At 45.4% G+C, this 16,955-nt stretch carries 19 protein-coding genes and 1 pseudogene; all 20 read right to left on the reverse strand.

The window, feature by feature from the left end; all coding sequences use genetic code 11:
* Window positions 1-180: 180 nt before the first annotated feature.
* On the reverse strand, window positions 181-2,010 hold the full coding sequence (locus FU659_RS29025; protein WP_147950761.1) for a heparinase II/III family protein: 1,830 nt from the start codon (window positions 2,008-2,010) through the stop codon (window positions 181-183).
* 229 nt (window positions 2,011-2,239) lie between these two features.
* Window positions 2,240-3,055: a deoxyribose-phosphate aldolase gene (gene deoC, locus FU659_RS29030; RefSeq protein WP_261808120.1), complete on the reverse strand. Its 816-nt coding sequence runs from the start codon at window positions 3,053-3,055 to the stop codon at window positions 2,240-2,242.
* A 30-nt stretch (window positions 3,056-3,085) separates the two neighbouring features.
* Window positions 3,086-3,352: a EutN/CcmL family microcompartment protein gene (locus tag FU659_RS29035; protein ID WP_147950762.1), complete on the reverse strand. Its 267-nt coding sequence runs from the start codon at window positions 3,350-3,352 to the stop codon at window positions 3,086-3,088.
* A 3-nt stretch (window positions 3,353-3,355) separates the two neighbouring features.
* The gene (locus FU659_RS29040) at window positions 3,356-3,634 is read right to left on the reverse strand and encodes a BMC domain-containing protein (RefSeq protein WP_147950763.1); all 279 of its coding nucleotides are present in this window, start codon (window positions 3,632-3,634) and stop codon (window positions 3,356-3,358) included.
* Window positions 3,631-3,915 carry a EutN/CcmL family microcompartment protein gene (locus FU659_RS29045; protein ID WP_222708664.1) on the reverse strand — a complete coding sequence of 95 codons (285 nt, stop codon included), beginning with the start codon at window positions 3,913-3,915 and terminating at the stop codon, window positions 3,631-3,633. Before FU659_RS29045 ends, FU659_RS29040 begins: the two co-directional genes overlap by 4 nt.
* 14 nt (window positions 3,916-3,929) lie before the next feature.
* On the reverse strand, window positions 3,930-4,391 hold the full coding sequence (gene rpiB, locus FU659_RS29050) for a ribose 5-phosphate isomerase B (protein WP_147950765.1): 462 nt from the start codon (window positions 4,389-4,391) through the stop codon (window positions 3,930-3,932).
* A 14-nt stretch (window positions 4,392-4,405) separates the two neighbouring features.
* On the reverse strand, window positions 4,406-5,245 hold the full coding sequence (gene tpiA, locus FU659_RS29055) for a triose-phosphate isomerase (RefSeq protein ID WP_261808121.1): 840 nt from the start codon (window positions 5,243-5,245) through the stop codon (window positions 4,406-4,408).
* A gap of 9 nt (window positions 5,246-5,254) precedes the next feature.
* Window positions 5,255-5,536, reverse strand: a complete 282-nt coding sequence (locus FU659_RS29060; protein ID WP_187274469.1) for a BMC domain-containing protein — start codon at window positions 5,534-5,536, stop codon at window positions 5,255-5,257.
* 105 nt (window positions 5,537-5,641) lie between these two features.
* Window positions 5,642-7,063: an aldehyde dehydrogenase family protein gene (locus tag FU659_RS29065; protein ID WP_147950766.1), complete on the reverse strand. Its 1,422-nt coding sequence runs from the start codon at window positions 7,061-7,063 to the stop codon at window positions 5,642-5,644.
* 5 nt (window positions 7,064-7,068) lie between these two features.
* Entirely contained in the window at window positions 7,069-7,371 is a 303-nt protein-coding gene (locus FU659_RS29070) for a EutN/CcmL family microcompartment protein (RefSeq protein WP_147950767.1), read from the reverse strand.
* On the reverse strand, window positions 7,368-8,114 hold the full coding sequence (locus tag FU659_RS29075; protein ID WP_147950768.1) for a hypothetical protein: 747 nt from the start codon (window positions 8,112-8,114) through the stop codon (window positions 7,368-7,370). The genes FU659_RS29070 and FU659_RS29075 overlap by 4 nt, the downstream gene beginning before the upstream one ends.
* Before the next feature lie 19 nt (window positions 8,115-8,133).
* Window positions 8,134-8,736: a phosphate propanoyltransferase gene (gene pduL / locus FU659_RS29080; RefSeq protein ID WP_222708666.1), complete on the reverse strand. Its 603-nt coding sequence runs from the start codon at window positions 8,734-8,736 to the stop codon at window positions 8,134-8,136.
* 51 nt (window positions 8,737-8,787) lie between these two features.
* Window positions 8,788-9,732: a DNA-binding transcriptional repressor DeoR gene (locus FU659_RS29085; protein WP_147950770.1), complete on the reverse strand. Its 945-nt coding sequence runs from the start codon at window positions 9,730-9,732 to the stop codon at window positions 8,788-8,790.
* 100 nt (window positions 9,733-9,832) lie between these two features.
* Complete coding sequence (locus FU659_RS29090; protein ID WP_147950771.1) at window positions 9,833-10,000, reverse strand: XapX domain-containing protein; 168 nt, start codon at window positions 9,998-10,000, stop codon at window positions 9,833-9,835.
* 25 nt (window positions 10,001-10,025) lie between these two features.
* A complete protein-coding gene (gene cdd / locus FU659_RS29095; protein ID WP_147950772.1) occupies window positions 10,026-10,415 on the reverse strand; it encodes a cytidine deaminase in 390 nt (129 codons plus the stop codon).
* Between the two features lie 8 nt (window positions 10,416-10,423).
* Window positions 10,424-11,389, reverse strand: a complete 966-nt coding sequence (locus FU659_RS29100) for an ABC transporter permease (RefSeq protein WP_147950773.1) — start codon at window positions 11,387-11,389, stop codon at window positions 10,424-10,426.
* On the reverse strand, window positions 11,364-12,461 hold the full coding sequence (locus tag FU659_RS29105; RefSeq protein ID WP_147950774.1) for an ABC transporter permease: 1,098 nt from the start codon (window positions 12,459-12,461) through the stop codon (window positions 11,364-11,366). Before FU659_RS29105 ends, FU659_RS29100 begins: the two co-directional genes overlap by 26 nt.
* A pseudogene (locus tag FU659_RS29110) lies at window positions 12,458-13,995 on the reverse strand (ABC transporter ATP-binding protein). Before FU659_RS29110 ends, FU659_RS29105 begins: the two are co-directional and overlap by 4 nt.
* Before the next feature lie 96 nt (window positions 13,996-14,091).
* Complete coding sequence (locus FU659_RS29115; protein WP_261808122.1) at window positions 14,092-15,165, reverse strand: BMP family lipoprotein; 1,074 nt, start codon at window positions 15,163-15,165, stop codon at window positions 14,092-14,094.
* Window positions 15,166-16,117: 952 nt separating this feature from the next.
* On the reverse strand, window positions 16,118-16,955 hold an 838-nt coding region (locus FU659_RS35925), incomplete at its 5' end, for an MFS transporter (RefSeq protein WP_187274468.1).

Consider the following 16,955-nt stretch of genomic DNA (forward strand, 5'->3'; position numbering starts at 1 on the left):
GGTGTTCGATGCTCTATGTCTTTATTATAAATTATAGAAAAAGGCAGCTACAACGAGAGTGATCTTATATTTTTTGTATTATTTTTGTTATTTGCATATTAGCGTAATACGAATTCAGAAAATTGAGCGATCCGCAAATAAAAAAGTCGGAGCGAAGTCTGTAGACTTCACTCCGACTTTTTATTTACAAACAAAACGGAAGCTATAGAAAGCCTCGGACGGAACAGCTTTTGCTTCAAGTCGAATGCGGTGCACGACCATCGCCTGAGCGTGGTGATCCTGGCTATCGATAGCCTCGTGCTGAACCTTGAACAAGTTTGCGTCATAGAACAACTTAACTTCACCTGAATTGCCACGCCAGATCACGCTGCCTGTCTCCAAAATAGGCTCGTGCAAGCTGATAAAAACCTCTTTCACTTCGTTAAGCGACTCCGTGAACGCGAATGCATCGGTCAACACCAGCTCAGCTTCGCCGCGACTTTCGTCACATGACCATGTGAAGGAACGGATCAACGACCTAAGTCCCGCTTCCTGTGGATAAGCTCCAGCCAAATCCAGACTGAACATAAGCTTATTGTCCTGATGTTCATACCTTAAGACCTCTGCGGTAAAAGATCGTCCCGCCGATTGTTGCATTCCATTGATGAGAGGAACAGAATGTCCCTCGGAAGCATTATGTAAATATTGATACCGGCCTTCCCCAAAATACTCCCTCGTATATACGCCAGCCCCCAGATCAGCTAAAAGGTTCTCTCCTGCAACATGCAGTAAAAAATGCCCAAGATCGTTATGATTATGCGGCTCGTCGTTATGACCGCCCTTGGCGGCAAAAGCAAACAATGAGCCTGAGAGCAGTTGCTTGTCAACGACCCAAGCGGTATCGGGATAATAAAATGTACCGGTTGCCACTTTCCCGAAAAGCAATTCAGGATCGGTCCAAAGCAGATTGCGTACGGTTTGCGGAAACCGATAGCAATGATCTGCATGCAGCGATGGCACCTCAGTCATGACGGGCACCGGCTGCCCTGTCCGAAGATGCAATCGACTGAGCAAGCCGGTACTAGGCGTATAGTTCTCGCTGCAGTCAGAAAAATTAACGTATTTCGGCGCCTCAACCGATACTCCGGCTGGGAAGGCGGCGATTCTGCGAATTTTATCGCTTTGGAGCAAGCTTAATTCGCCATCTGTGAACGCAAAGAGCATTTCTGCAAAATACGTGTAATAGCCAAAGCCATAACTCCAATAACCTACCCCTTCAGCACAGCACCCGTCCGCCTCATAGCCCTCTAGAAAGGACCCCATTGCGCGAACAACACGATCTATCATTCCGGCTAACCGCTCCCGATCTTCTTCTAGAAGCAGTGCCGCCATACCGACAGCGCCTCCGCAGACCGCAGACCAGTTATGTATAGCTGATTCCCAGTGAAAGGGTTTCGGCGAATCGAACAAAGGATGAAACACGCGAGCTTCAATCTCTCGTCGGACCCGGTAAACGACCCAAGGATTGAGCCGGCCTTCTAGTAAATAAAGCGTTTCCGCTAACGCATGGGCTGTTTCGGAAGCAAACAGATCCACGACTTGTTCAGGCGGCACACGCGAAGCTTCTACTCCTTCCAGGGTTGGCGCAATATGTGATGGCAGCGACCACGTATACTCATCGCAAATTGACCAGATGACATTATGCAAAGCTTCCAGATCGGACTGTTGCGGATGGAGCCAGGCATCCAATACTAAAGCCAATAGCCGCCCTCTCTTATCAAAATAGGGATTCTCGTATTCTTTCCGCGTCCCTTGCGAAGCAAACAGATGAAACACCGAAAAAGGCAGCTCTGGCAGTGCCTCGCTTCTTGCACGTTCCGCTTCCTCCTTGATCTCTTTCAGCAGCGAAGCGAAGTGGGGCAGCTTCGAAATTGTATCGGCTGCTTGCTCTGTCATATGTACACCTAACAGTTGCTGGCGGTCGCCTTTGGCATGAACCACTGCACTATGAACTCGGTTAAAGGTAATCATCCTATTCCTCCCAATACTCTAACGTATTCTATTACTGTCATTATACTAGAAACTAAATAAAATTAAATCTCAGTTCCTTTCCTATGAATAGCATAATCTATTTGTAGTAACCTAATGATATGGCAATATGAATGCTCCACGCTATTAGAAGGAAAATGCAAAAAAACGAGACTTTGAGAGTCTCGTTTTTTGCATTGTGGTTCTAATGCCCATTATTTATTCAAGATTATTAGTAACCTTCGCCTTTGCCTCCGGTAACCATAGCCACGCTGGAGCTTGCGCCGATACGAGTAGCTCCTGCTGCAATGATCTTACGAGCTGTATCAATGTCCCTCACGCCACCGGATGCTTTCACACCCATTTCCGGGCCAACTGTGCTTCTCATCAAAGCGATATCTTCAACCGTAGCTCCCCCGTGACCAAAGCCAGTCGAGGTTTTGACGAAATCCGCCCCAGCCATTTTGCAAATGGAGCAAGCCTTCACCTTTTCTTCATCCGACAAAAGACCGGTTTCCAGAATAACCTTGACTACGGCCTGACCGTTAGCGGCAAGAACTACGCCTTCGATGTCTTTCTTCACCGTATTCAGATCCCCAGATTTGAGAGCGCCGATATTCAGTACCATATCAACTTCCGTTGCCCCGTTTGCAATAGCGTCGCGTGTCTCGGCCATTTTGGAGAAGGTTGTTGTCGCCCCCAAAGGAAAACCGATAACGGTTGTAATTCCGACTTTTGATCCAGCAAGCTCCTTGGCTGCGAGTGGCACCCAATACGGATTAATACATACCGTTGCAAAATTATATTGCTTAGCTTCGCTGCATACCTTTATAATTTCATCCTTTGTGGCATCAGGCTTCAACAAGGTATGGTCAATTTTCCGGGCAATTTCCGGCCCTGTAAGGAATGACGTTTTGTTGCCGAAAGAAGAGCCCGATCCTGATCCCTCACTAGTTTTAACACTAACTGATTCCGTACCTAGCTGCTGATTGCTCACTTGAGCAAGCACTTTTTGTGTAATTTGTTCAATAAGTTTCTCCATTTCCACTTTCGTTCTCCTCCGCTTCTCTATTCTTCTCTATTTATCAAGCGCATCAATGATTCCTACTATAACCGCATCTACGGCCCCTTCAGGCCGCTTCATGACTTCGCGCGCGGAACCGCCCTCTTCTACGACCAAAACGATGTCGCCTACTCCGGCTTGTGCGCAATCAACAGCGATAAATGGGTCGGAATAAGGCTCACCCCTTTCATCTACGGATTGGACGACCATAAGTTTCAATCCGTGATGACTTTGTGTTTTGATCGTAGCGACGATGTTGCCGAGCACTTTAGCTATTTTCATGCCTTATTCGCCTAATTGCGGTAAAATTTTCTCCACATCGCTATGAGGTCTTGGAATGACGTGAACGGAAAGCAATTCGCCCACTCTTTGAGCTGCTTCTGCACCTGCATCCGTAGCTGCTTTAACAGCGCCTACATCTCCTCTTACCATCACGGTAACGATACCGCCGCCAACCAGTACTTTGCCGACAACCGTTACGTTTGCTGCTTTGACCATCGCATCCAAAGCTTCAATGGAACCCACAATACCTTTAGTTTCTATCATTCCCAATGCGCTATTCATAATTGAGCACCTCCGTGTTGGATCACGTTATAATTTTCAACAATTCCCATAATACCTGCATCTGTAGCGACTAATTCCAAACCAAGGGGAAGGGATGCGTCTCTGCTTTTTGCCAAATAAACCAAATCATCGTAGCCCGCTGCCCCATGGGTATCAATGACAACCATCGATTTTCCCGTAGGCGTAAACTCGTCCTTCATAGGCTGGACGATCAACAGCTTGAGACCGGTCAGACTCTCATCTTTTTCACTGCAAACGACGGTACCGATCACTTTACCCAAGAACATAACAGCACCTACCTGAACCTTTTTAAGAAGCGGCTCTCCACTTCCATAATTTTGGTCACTCGTTTATCGTGCCTTCCACCTGAGAAAGGGGTGTCCAGCCATGTTTTAACCATTTGCCTTGCCAACCCTTTACCGATAAATTGACCACCGATAGCGAGCATATTAGCATTGTTATGATCACGACTGTTGATGACTGTAGATAAATCCCAACATAACGCACAGCGAATGCCAGGCACTTTGTTGGCTGTCATCGTACTGCCAATTCCTACTCCGTCAATCATAATACCGACGTAGTTGTTATTGGTTGCCGTAGCTTCAGCTACAAGAAATGCAATGTCTGGGTAGTCAACTGCTTGTTTATCATAGCAGCCAAAATCAATAATTGGATAACCCAGCTCTGTCAAGTATGCTTTGATATCATCCTTTAATTCTAAACCACCATGGTCACAACCGATAGCGACTGTTTTCATCTATATTCGACTCCCTACTTAAGCGCCGTCAGAATGGCTTCAAAAGAGTTTACTTGCAGGCTGGCTCCTCCGACGAGAGCTCCGTCAATATCTTCCCTGGCACAAAGCTCCTTGATGTTGCTCGCACTTACCGAACCACCATACAAAATCGGAACTTCATTTGCAAAACCACTGCCTTTTTTCTCAGTAAGCAACTGTCTGATATCGCGATGTATGTTTTGCGCATCCGACGGTAGTGCCGTTTTACCGGTTCCAATCGCCCATACAGGCTCGTAAGCAATGATAAACTTATCATGCCCATCGCTTACTCCGGCGAGCGCAGATTCAACTTGAGTGCGAATGATTTCTTTCGTCAGTCCCATCTCCCGCTGCAGCTGCGTTTCACCGACGCACACAATAGGTATCAGCGAATGCGCAATCGCTTGCTGCACCTTGGCGGCGATCTGTTCATCCGTTTCACCGGCTGCCCGACGCTCCGAATGGCCGATAATCACATGACTGCAGCCTATTTCGAACAACAGCTCACCATGTACTTCTCCTGTGTGAGCCCCTTTGGACTTCTCATGGATATTTTGTGCACCTAAGGCAATCCCTGCTTGCTGCATCAGCTCCCGGAGCGGATAAAGCAGCGGATAAGGCGGGCAGCAGACAACGTCGCAATGCTCGCTTGAAGCATCCTTCAGCTGGCCGAAAAATGCTCGCGCTTCCTGCAAGGTCATATTCATTTTCCAATTTGCAACGATTAAAGGCTTGTTCCGTCCTATGGACGACTGCTCCGCGACATCTGTCAGCTCCATGGTGGCTAGAACTTGCTGCACGACATGCCGTATGTGCCTCTCTAAAGCGCTATCCATGAATCAGATTTACTCCGATTTGGCTTGCGGCAAAATGATTTCCACATCATTGTGCGGTCTTGGAATCACGTGTACGGAAACGACTTCCCCGACTCTGCGTGCTGCTTCGGAACCTGCCTCAGTTGCGGCCTTAACAGCACCTACATCGCCGCGCACCATCACAGCTACAAGTCCTCCACCTGTCAGGGTTTTGCCGATAAGGGTAACATTTGCGGCTTTCACCATAGCGTCCGCAGCTTCAATTGCTCCAACAAGTCCTTTAGTTTCGATCATGCCTAATGCTTCTTTCATATTCGTTATTCCTCCTGTAAATTGGTTTAGTTGTTTTATGGGTTGTACGGGATTGCTTACGTTAGGATTGGCACTTCTTCGGGTTGTAGCAGCTCTGGCCATGTTTTATGTCTCCTTATTCACCAGCACAACTCTGCGTTTTCTGGTAAACGTGCGGGCGGAGGTTAATCCTTCCCCGGTAGGACCTGCAATCGTTAAGGTTGTAAACCCTTCGCCACCGAAACCAAGACCGGCATAAGACGGGCCATTTTCAACAAAAATCGTTGCTTGCAGCGCCTTGGCCATTTTCGTTAAATGGCTGATATTCTGGGAATGCATGATGGCCGTATGGCGGTTTCCTTTTTCGGCCTTAACGGCACAGCGTATAGCGGTATCCACATTGGGAACACGCACAATCGGTAGAACCGGCATCAGCATTTCCGTATACACAAGCGGATGATTCTCAGGTGTCTCAGCGATAATGAGCTTGGTTGATTCATCGGTTTGAATGCCAAGTGCTTTCAAAATATAACTGGCGTCCTTACCCACATAATCCTTGTTAGGAAAATACTTTTCCTTCTCAGGATGTTTCGTTAAAATGAGGTCCAATAACTTCGTCAACTGGTACCCTTTTAATTCATAGGCGCCATTTTTCGTCATCTCTGCTTTTAGACTGTTTGCAACCGACTCAACAACGAAAACTTCCTTTTCCGCGGTACATAAAACGTTATTGTCGAAGCTGGCTCCAAGTACAATATCCCTGCCCGCTTGCCCTAAATCTGCGGTTTCATCGACAACAACAGGAGGATTTCCAGGGCCCGCCGCGATTACCTTTTTGCCCGAAGTCAGCGCAGCTTTCACAACTGCCCCACCACCGGTTACAACCAACGCTTGAATATTCGGATGCTTCATCAATTGTTCGCTTGTATCCAAAGTAGGCAGCAGAACGCTGGTCAGCATATTCTCTGGACCACCCGCGGCAACAATCGCTTGGTTGAGCAATTGCATGGCCTTGATGGAAACTTTTTTGGCACTTGGATGCGGGTTATAAACGACGGCATTGCCGGCGGATACCATAGAGATACTGTTGTTAATGATCGTCGCGGCCGGGTTGGTTGTTGGCGTAATAGAGCCAATAACACCGAAAGGAGAGCATTCGAGCAAGGTTAAGCCGTTGTCACCGCTGACTGATTGTGAAAACAAATCTTCGATTCCCGGCGTCTTCTCGGCAGCAAGCTTGTTTTTGGCAATCTTATCGGGAACCCTTCCAAGCCCTGTTTCCTTTACAGCCAGCTCAGCCCATTCTGCTGCATGAGCAAGACTGGTTTCCCGCATCTTACGGATAATTAAATCCCTCTGGGCAAGGGATAGCAGGGAGAATTTCCCGAATGCAAGGCTAGCAGCATCTACCGCTTCATTCACTGTTGCGAACACTCCGTGCTCATAGGTAACAAGAGCGTCTCCTTGATTCGGAGTGACTGATTCATTCTGAAGTTTACCAATAACTTGAGCAACGATTTGCCTAATATCTGCCTCAGAAATACTCAACTCATTCACCTCGCTTCACTTTTACTGAATGTCACTTTGCCATGAATCTCAACCGTATCCACAATCGCAATGATGGTTGCATCAACTGGCACGCCTTGGGTAACTTTCGTTTGTCTGGCTGAGCTGCCGCTTACCGTCATAACGATTTCCCCTTTACCCGCATGTACAGTGTCAATGGCGACAAACGCTTTGCCATCCGGTGCTTGGGTAAGCATATCTACAGGTTCAACAATTAACAATTTCTTGCCGGTAAGCTTTTCATCTTTCGTTGTGGAAACAACAGTGCCAATGACTCGGCAAATGTTCATTTTGTCCCCTCCTGACTTTGACGCCATTCCAGTCCGAGTAACTTAGCTTCTTCTTTTGCGAGCGGCGTCATAAGCACATTAGCAGAAAGAGAAATTTCTGTTTCACCTTCATTCACCCAGTCTCTCACGTGTTTCGCATGAACAAGCGGCCTTTTGACGCTGCGAGGCGATGAGCTGAGCTTCTTCACCTTCGCAGCCAAATGCTTCATGTACACGACATGAACACCATACCTGCTAAGCTGCTGCAAATGGCCGTTAACAACGTCAAGAATAACTGGAGGAACAGAGAGCTTATTGACCCCTGTTGGGAGCACATAACTGCTGGATACAACAACTTCTTTACCGTTCATCATCGCATTTACAAAAGCCCCGGATGCCGGTTCATCATCAATTAAGGAAGAAATTTTTACGAGCGTACCGATTGAAAGAATCGGAAGCACGATAATTTCAGCCTGCTCAACTGCCTTGAACCACTGAGCCCTGTCGCTTTCAGCCCACAGGATTTGCTCAAAGTTATCGCTCGGCTCCGTTTCTGTAGGCGCAGCTCTACAGTAAGCAACGGTGGTTCGGGTGCTCGCCGCAATGTCATGGATCAGCTGCTTCACATCCGCAGCATGGCGCTCGTCCGCGACAACGATCAAAACGGATTTGCGACCAACCTCAGCAGCAGGCTTTTCCTTTTTTAGAAGAAGCTCATTCACGACTTGGCGAACGATTCTGGAAACCGTTTCCTCTAAGCTCATGGTTCGTCTCCTTCACATCTTACTTGAGTAATACACCGGTTTGACCATTTTTCACATGGCCTGCATTCGCCTCATCCAGATCAATATGCATGTCCAATCGATATTTCTCAGATACCCGGATAAGAACATGGTCAAGAATCATTCCGCGAACACCGTCTATCTGTACCTTGACACGTTCTCCATGGTTTACCCCGAATCGCTGAGCATCGGAAGGATGCATATGAATATGACGTGAGGCAGCTATGACTCCTTTGCTTATTTGCAGCTGCCCTCTAGGACCTTGAATCGTAATGCCAGGCGTACCTTCTATATCACCTGAATCACGAATCGGAGGATTTATGCCCAAAGTAAAGCCGTCAAAGAGTGAAATCTCAACTTGGGTTTCACCTCGTGCCGGTCCAAGAATGCGAACGCGATCAATCTTTCCTTTGGGTCCGATAAGAGTGACCGTTTCCTTGCATGCGAATTGCCCGGGTTGAGACAACTCTTTCATTGGCGTCAAAGCATCCTTAGAACCGAACAGTCTTTCGACGGCTTCTGGAGATAGGTGAATATGTCGATTTGATACACCGATAGGAATACGAAGCTGGGAACTCATTTGTTCTAAGCTATCTTTTACCATCAGTCCGATGATCTCCGCCAATTGATCTTCGTTCATGAAACTCCTCTCCAATCAGGCCTTGTATTCAAGTAAGTATTTGGCCGTAAATTGATCGGTAATTAATGTATTGGTATACTTTCCACAAATAGCGCCGTAAATCGCATCCACTTTCTTAACGCCACCGGCGACAAGGATAGATTTTTCCTTCTTTCTCAACTCTGCCAAATCGATGCCAATCGTACGACGGTCCAGCTCTTCACTGCAAATAACACCCTCCAGATCAATGAATCTGGAACATATATCTCCTACTCCCTTCTCATGAATCACTTCTAAATCCGAAGGGGAGAAATAATTTGCCCTCATCAAAACAGAATCATCCGTCGGAACACCGACAGTAAACACGGCAATATTGGCTTTCTTGCCCATGTCGAGAATTTTGCGAATATGCCGGTCTGCTTCAATAGCCTGCTTAACAACGGTATGATCAACAATAGCAGGCAACGGTAAGAGATGAGGACTGGTATTATACGCCCCACCAAAAAGATGAATGATTTCCGAAGCATAGGTATTGAATTCCGAATAACTAACCCCACCGTTAAGCTGAACAACAGCCACATCTTTCACGTGTTTGTTCTGCAATCTAGTAGCTACTTCATAAAGAGTCGTTCCCCAAGTAGTCGCAATCAGATCTCCATCTTTAACGACTTCGTACAGGTACTCTGCCGCAGCCTCACCCAAATACTTCTTGACGATTGCCTCCTCGTACTGCGGAACCGAAGCGACTATCACTTTTTGCAGCTGGAATTTCACCTCTAATTGAGCTGCTAGATTCTCATTGTTTTCTGTTGGATCTATAATCTTAATTTGGACAATACCGTCCGCTTTTGCTTGCTGCAAAAATCTCGAAACAGTGGGACGAGATACCCCTAGATGCTTAGCAATATCCTGTTGACTATAGTCCAATTGATAATACATTCTGGCTGCATCAATGATTTTATCTAGCTTATCTCCACCCATACGTCTCCGCCCTTACATAAATATATTGAAATATTGCTTATTGGTAATTAACATAATTTCAATATAATTATAAGGAGAAACTGCATAAAAGACAATCTTTTTAAGAGATTACCCGATGGAGCCATTCTACCAGCTTCCCGCCTACATAAACGCCCATAACACCCATAACTGCCGAGAAAACGGGAGGAGCAGGCAGAGGAAGACGAACATATTTAAATACAACTCCTACAAATGCGCCCGCTGCAAAAGCGAGAATAACTTCTTTCATAGATATCCCCTGCTATTCTAGTAATTTAGTCACGCTGCATTTTAAAACCGAATGGAAGCAATCCATCCACTGTTGTTTCATAGATGTCATCTTGAAGATTGGTCAAAATAACGGGCATCGTAGCATCGCACAATTCCAGCATGACTTGACGGCATGCTCCGCATGGTGACACGGGGCCTTCCGAATCCGCAATGACTGCCATCGCTTCGAATTCTGTTTCACCCTCTGAATAAGCTTTGAAGAGAGCGGTTCTTTCGGCGCAATTGCATAAGCCGTATGACGCATTTTCCACATTACAGCCCGTAATGAACGTTCCGCGTTTTGTCCTTATGGCCGCCCCTACTTTGAAACCCGAATATGGCGTATAAGCTTTTAACCTAGCTTCTTTTGCTGCTTGAATTAATTCATCACGCATGTACGCTCTCACCTCTGTCCTTTTTCATACGGTTTCCCGTTGGCTGCCGGAGCGACTGCGCGACCTACAAAGCCAGCAAGGATTAAAATCGTTAACGCATAGGGGAAAATATAAATGAAATCGACAGGGATGAAGTCTGTAATGCCATATACTTGAAAGACCGATTTGAGTGCGGATGCAACACCAAAGAACAAAGCAGCGAACAATCCCGACACGGGCCGCCATTTCCCAAAGATCAATGCCGCCAGCGCGATATAACCTTGACCGGAAATCGTATTGTGCGAGAAATTACTCGTCGTTGTTAGTGTAACAACGGCTCCTCCCATCGCTGCTAATGCTCCACTCGCCATCACGGCCATGTAACGCATCTTAAACACATTGACACCCAGTGAGTCAGCCGCTTTGGGATGTTCGCCTACGGCACGAAGACGCAAGCCGAACGGTGTTTTGTAGAGCATGAAGGCTGCTGCCGCTACGACAATAAAGGCTAGATAGCTGGTAGGATAAGCGCTAAAAAGAGCATGACCTACATACGGTATCTTCGAAAGCAAAGGGATATCCCACTTCGAGAAAACATGTTTCAGCGTAGGCGTTTGGGCAGAGCCGTTCAGCAATACTTTGCACAGATAAATCGTGAGTCCGATTGCTAGAAAGTTAAGTGCCACGCCGCTAACGACTTGCTCGGCTTTGAACGTCACAGAGGCGACAGCATGAGGCAGTGCAAACAGCGTTCCTACAATAATGGCTGCCATAAAACCAATCCACGGCGACCATCCTCCTCCGTTCCACTGTGTTTCAGCGAAATAAGTTACGATGGCTGCAGTGAAAGCACCGACCGTCATCATACCTTCTAAAGCGATGTTAACGACACCAGCTCGTTCTGAAAACAAGCCTCCGAGCGAAGCGAAAATCAAGGCAGTCGCAAACACGATGGTTGTGTGCGTCAATTCACTTGCTAATTGTAGGATTTGCACGGTTACTCACTTCCTTATTTCTTTTTGCAACTAACTTCAATAGCCACTTCACAATTCCACTCGCAGCAACGAAGAAAATAATGAGGGCAATAACGATGTTCACTAATTCTTCCGGCACACCTGCGCCAAACTTCATACCCGATGCTCCGAAGGTCAGAACCCCTAGAAGGACAGCACCTAGAATAGCGCCTAGCGGTGTATTTCTACCGATTAATGCAACAGCGATCCCCATCATGCCATATCCCGGAAACGCCGTGTTAACCGCTTGATAATGGAAGACGCCCAGTACTTCGCATACGCCCCCGATTCCGGCAAAAACACCGCTGATAAACATCGCCTTCACGATATTTCTGTTTACATTAATACCGGCATATTGCGATGCTTCAGGATTGAATCCGACGGCCCTCAATTCATAACCTTGTTTCGTTTTCCATAAAATGATATAAAACAACGCAGCCAAGGTAAGAGCAATAATAATCCCATAATGTATCCTTGAATTACCGAACAATTCGGACAAACCTGCGGAGGAGAGCCATGCGCTTTTATCCACAAATTTAGATCTCATTTGTCCTTTTTCAAGCAAGAACGTCTTTACGAAGAAGTTAGATAGATAAAGTGCAATCCAGTTCAGCATGATCGTTGTAATGACCTCATGAACACCGCGTACGGCTTTCAGGTAGCCAGCAATAGATCCCCATAATCCACCAAGCAATCCTCCAGCTACGATAGCTATTGGAATATGCAAATACCATGGTAGGTGAAGTTGAATGCCGACAAAATCTGCAGCAAGGGCGCCCATAATGAATTGTCCTTCAGCTCCGATATTAAAGAGACCCGTACGAAACGCAAACGCAACAGATAAACCAGTGAAAATCAGCGGTGTTATTTGACGAATGACTTCGCCGATACTGTTCAGATCTCCAAAAGACTTTTCGAATAATGCTCCATATGCTTGGATTGGGTTGTAGTTTCCGATTAACATAATGACGGCTCCGAAAAGTAACCCCAAGAAAATGGAGATAAGAGAAATTAACGAGGATTCTTTAAATAACCATTTGATGACCCTGCTCATGAGCTCTCCTCTCCCTGTCCTGATTTGCTTCCCGACATCATTAAGCCAATCTCCTGCTCACTCGTCTTTTTGGGATCAACGATACCAACAATACGGCCCTCGTACATAACTGCGATACGATCCGATAAATTCATAATTTCATCCAGCTCCAGCGAGTACAGCAGCACTGCCTTTCCTTTATCTCTTTGCTCAATCAGCTTTTTATGAATAAACTCGATCGCCCCCACATCAAGTCCCCGAGTAGGTTGCGTAGCTATTAATAAATCGGGATCGCTATCCACTTCCCGAGCAATGATCACTTTCTGCTGATTGCCTCCTGAAAGTGCTCTTGCTGGTGTTGTTTCACTAGGTGTACGCACGTCATATTCGGCGATCAGATCAACGGCATGTTGATTGATTTTGTCGTAATTAAGAAACAGGTTTTTATTATATTCAGGGTAAAAATAATTTTTAAGCACCGTATTTTCACTTACCGTAAAATCAAGCACAAGACCTGTTTTATGACGATCCTCTGGAATGTACGCAACTTTGGATTCCGATATTTGACGCGGCTTTAGATTATGAATCGGCTTATCTTTAATTCGAATTTCTCCGGATTCCACACGCCTTAATCCGGTTATCACTTCAATCAGTTCTCTTTGACCGTTGCCTTCAACACCGGCAATACCTAAGATTTCTCCTCTTTTAAGCTCAAAGGATAAATCTTTTAATGCCGGGATTCCTCGGTTGTCTAATGCTTCTACATTAAACAGCTTCAAGAATGGTTCGCTTGGATTGGCATCCTGCTTTTCTACAGAGAAGCTAACTTTTCTCCCTACCATTTTTGCGGCCAATTCATCAGGAGTCGTATCTTTCACGGTCACACTGTCGATGACTTTGCCTCGCCGAATGATCGTAACTCCACTGCAAACAGCCATAATTTCTTTCAACTTATGGGTGATGAGAATGATCGTCTTGCCTTCATTCACCAAGCTGCGCATAATTTGCATCAATTCTTTAATTTCTTGTGGTGTTAACACCGCAGTCGGTTCATCAAAAATTAAAATATCAGCGCCGCGATAGAGCGTTTTCAATATTTCAACACGTTGCTGCATGCCCACTGAAATATCTTTGATCAGTTGATGCGGCTCTACCTGCAGACCATACTTGCTGATAATTCTTCAACTTTGCGAACAGCCTTCGCGTAATCGATCGTAATGCCTTTGGTAGGTTCCGTGCCAAGAATGATATTCTGAACGACGCTATACGGTTCAACGAGCATAAAATGTTGATGAATCATGCCAATACCCAATTCAATCGCAAACTTCGGATCTTTAATATTCACTTTCTGCTCATTAATCCATATCTCGCCTTCATCAGGCTCATAGAGCCCGAAAAGGATGTTCATCAAGGTTGACTTTCCTGCACCATTCTCACCAAGCAGTGCATGAATTTCTCCCTTTTTCACTTGGAAGCTGATGGAGTCGTTGGCTATAATGCCCGGAAATCTCTTCGTTATTCCACGCATTTCAACAACTGTTTGTTCATTCCGCATATGAATATCACCCATTTCATTTGCTTACTTTATTCAAAAGTGATGCGCAAGGCTAGTTTCATGAAAACAACCAGCCTTGTCATCATTCAAAACACATTATTTATCCGAAGGAACCTTAATTTCTTTGTTAACAATTTTCACTTCATATTCATGTACCTTTTTCAGAATATCTGCAGGGATGTTAGGATTTTTCTCAGGCAAGCCTACTCCATTTTCAGCAAGTCCAAGATCTTGTACTTTGCCGCCTTTGAAATCATTTTTAGCAAGATCATTAGAAACGCGAATAACAGCTTCGTTAACTCGTTTCATCATGGAAGTCAAAGTGACTTCATTGCCGAAAGTTGTCGATTGATCTTTGTCTACGCCGATAACCCAGATGTCTTTATTTTTCTTCTTACGTTCGATAGCTTCATTAAATACGCCATCTCCCGTAGAGCCAGCAGCGTGGAAAATGATATCCGCGCCATCGTTGTAGATCGTCGCTGCTGCTGCTTTACCTTGGTCAGGTGCGTTAAATGCGCCTGTGTAGTTAATAACAACCTTCGCATTTGGATTAACCGCTTTCACACCAGCTACAAAGCCGACTTCGAAACGTTTGATGACCGGAATCTCCGCACCGCCGACAAATCCGATTTTGTTTGATTTGGTCATTAAACCAGCAACCACACCAACCAGGTAAGATCCTTCATTTTCTTTAAAAGTAACGGAAGCAACGTTTGGCGCATCCACTACCGCATCAATAATAGCGAACTTCGAATCTTTATTGGCAACAGCCACTTGCTTCATCGCATCGCCCATCATAAAACCAATACCCCAGATCAGACTGCGTTTGTTCTTAACGAATTGATTCAGATTCGTTACATAATCCGCATCGCTTTGGCTTTGCAAATTATCCACTTTACTACCGGTTTGAGCCTCGAATGCTTTAAGACCCTCCCAAGCACTTTGGTTAAAGGAATTATCATTGACGCCTCCTACATCAGTTACCATACTGACGGTCAGCGAGCTTTTTTTATCTGCTGCGGGAGCTGCGGTTGATTTATTGGGTGCCGGTGCTGCAGTCGAAGTATTGTTGCCAGTTGTCGAATTACCTCCACATGCCGTCAGAAACAAAGAAATTAAGGCAACGCTAGTCAAAGACTTGACCCAGTTTTTTCTATACATACTCATTTTGTTTATGCCCCTCTCCATTAGTTAACTAAAGTAAGTAAAATAAGATCCCACATTTTTTAGAGCGCTTTCATGTTTAGTTGTTAACTCCTCCTTATTTAATGTTGAAATAAAGAAAAATTACTAATTTACATTGTTTCACAAGATCATTATATGACAGTAATGAACATATGTAAATACTAAATGTTACATTATTTTAATGATAGATACCGCTTTCATTTATTAATCAACTGAAATATCGCTAAATTCATAGTGAAACCTTGAATTTAGCGATATTTCCTTTTAAATAAAATGAAATTAGGTAATATATAGTATTTTATTTTTGATAAATAAAAACACATAGCTTTGCTCGATATCGCAATATCCATATACATCGCTTCCAACTGGCGGAGCGTGTTACGCTAGCAAGGTGACACTTGCAGATTAGAAGGGCTTAGCAAGCGCATACGTTTTTGCTTATATATGGTGTGGCTGCCCCGACGAAGTGACTCTGCAAGCACGTTTTTCAGCGTTACAGCTTCACTTCAGCGGGTACCCTCCTCTGTAACGCTGAAAAACAGCGTTACAGACCGCCATTGTCGCTATTTCGGCTGTGTATCCTGATGTAAGCACGTTTTTAGAGTTACAGCTTCACTTCAGCAGGCACCCTCCTCTGTAACGCTGAAAAACAGCGTTACAGACTGCCTTTGTCGCTATTTCGGCTGTGTATCCTGCTGTAAGCACGTTTTTCAGTGTTACAGCGTCTCTTCAGCCGCCGCCCTCCTCTGTAACGCTGAAAAACAGCGTTACAGACCGCCTTTGTCGCTATTTCCGCTGTGTCTCCTGCTGTAAGCACATTTTTCAGCGTTACAGCGTCTCTTCAGCGGCCACTCTCTTCTGTAACAGGAAAAAGGGCTATCCGCATAGGGACGCCCTTTATGTTATCCATTACTTTCACCTATCGTCTTGATTCCTACTTCACTGTGAAAGTCCCTTTAAACCCGCCAGGCTCCACGGTATACGTGTAAGTTCCAGGCTGTGGATTATTCATCAGGAAAACATTTTCACCTTTGTTTAAATTGGCATCAATGCCTAGAACCGGAGATTTTAGCTTTAGGCCTGTTCCCGCGCTTTCCTCTACATTGATAACGGCTTTAATCATCTGCTTGGGTAAAAAATCCGTATTTTTCGGACTTAAGCCGGAACGAGTCACTTGAACAGTAGCAACTTGGAGATCATTTTTTTCATCGATTGTGGCCGTTTGTGTTTGAGGTTGGCCAATTAGCCCTACCTTAATTTGATTTTTTTGAATCAGAATGCCTGCTCCAAAAACAACGACAACTGCCGCAAGGATGATTGTACCCTTATAGGTCACAGTTGCAGCCTTGGGTTGATTTTTACCGCCTTTGACAGGCTTTGTCTTTTTCTCGATACGATTGGATTGCCATTCGATCCATTTTTGCGTGAGGAACATAAAGATGAGAAATGCCGTACTGGCAATAAGGATCACTTTATTGGATGCCAACAGCATCACACCGAAGAGAACCCCTGCCATAGCCCCCATAATTCCAACCAAAGCTCCGTTCCACGCAGCTTGAAAGCTATAGGATTTACCGGCAAAGAAACCGGTACCGAAGGCGAATAAAGAGGCAATTAGGATTGGCAGCGTAATCGTCAACTCATAGACTTGCGCTAACACTACGCCTATTGCTGCAGCTTGAAAGCTATAGGATTTACCGGCAAAGAAACCGGTACCGAAGGCGAATAAAGAGGCAATTAGGATTGGCAGCGTAATCGTCAACTCATAGACT

It is taken from the genome of Paenibacillus sp. N3.4, assembly GCF_008017805.1.
Classification (GTDB): domain Bacteria; phylum Bacillota; class Bacilli; order Paenibacillales; family NBRC-103111; genus Paenibacillus_E.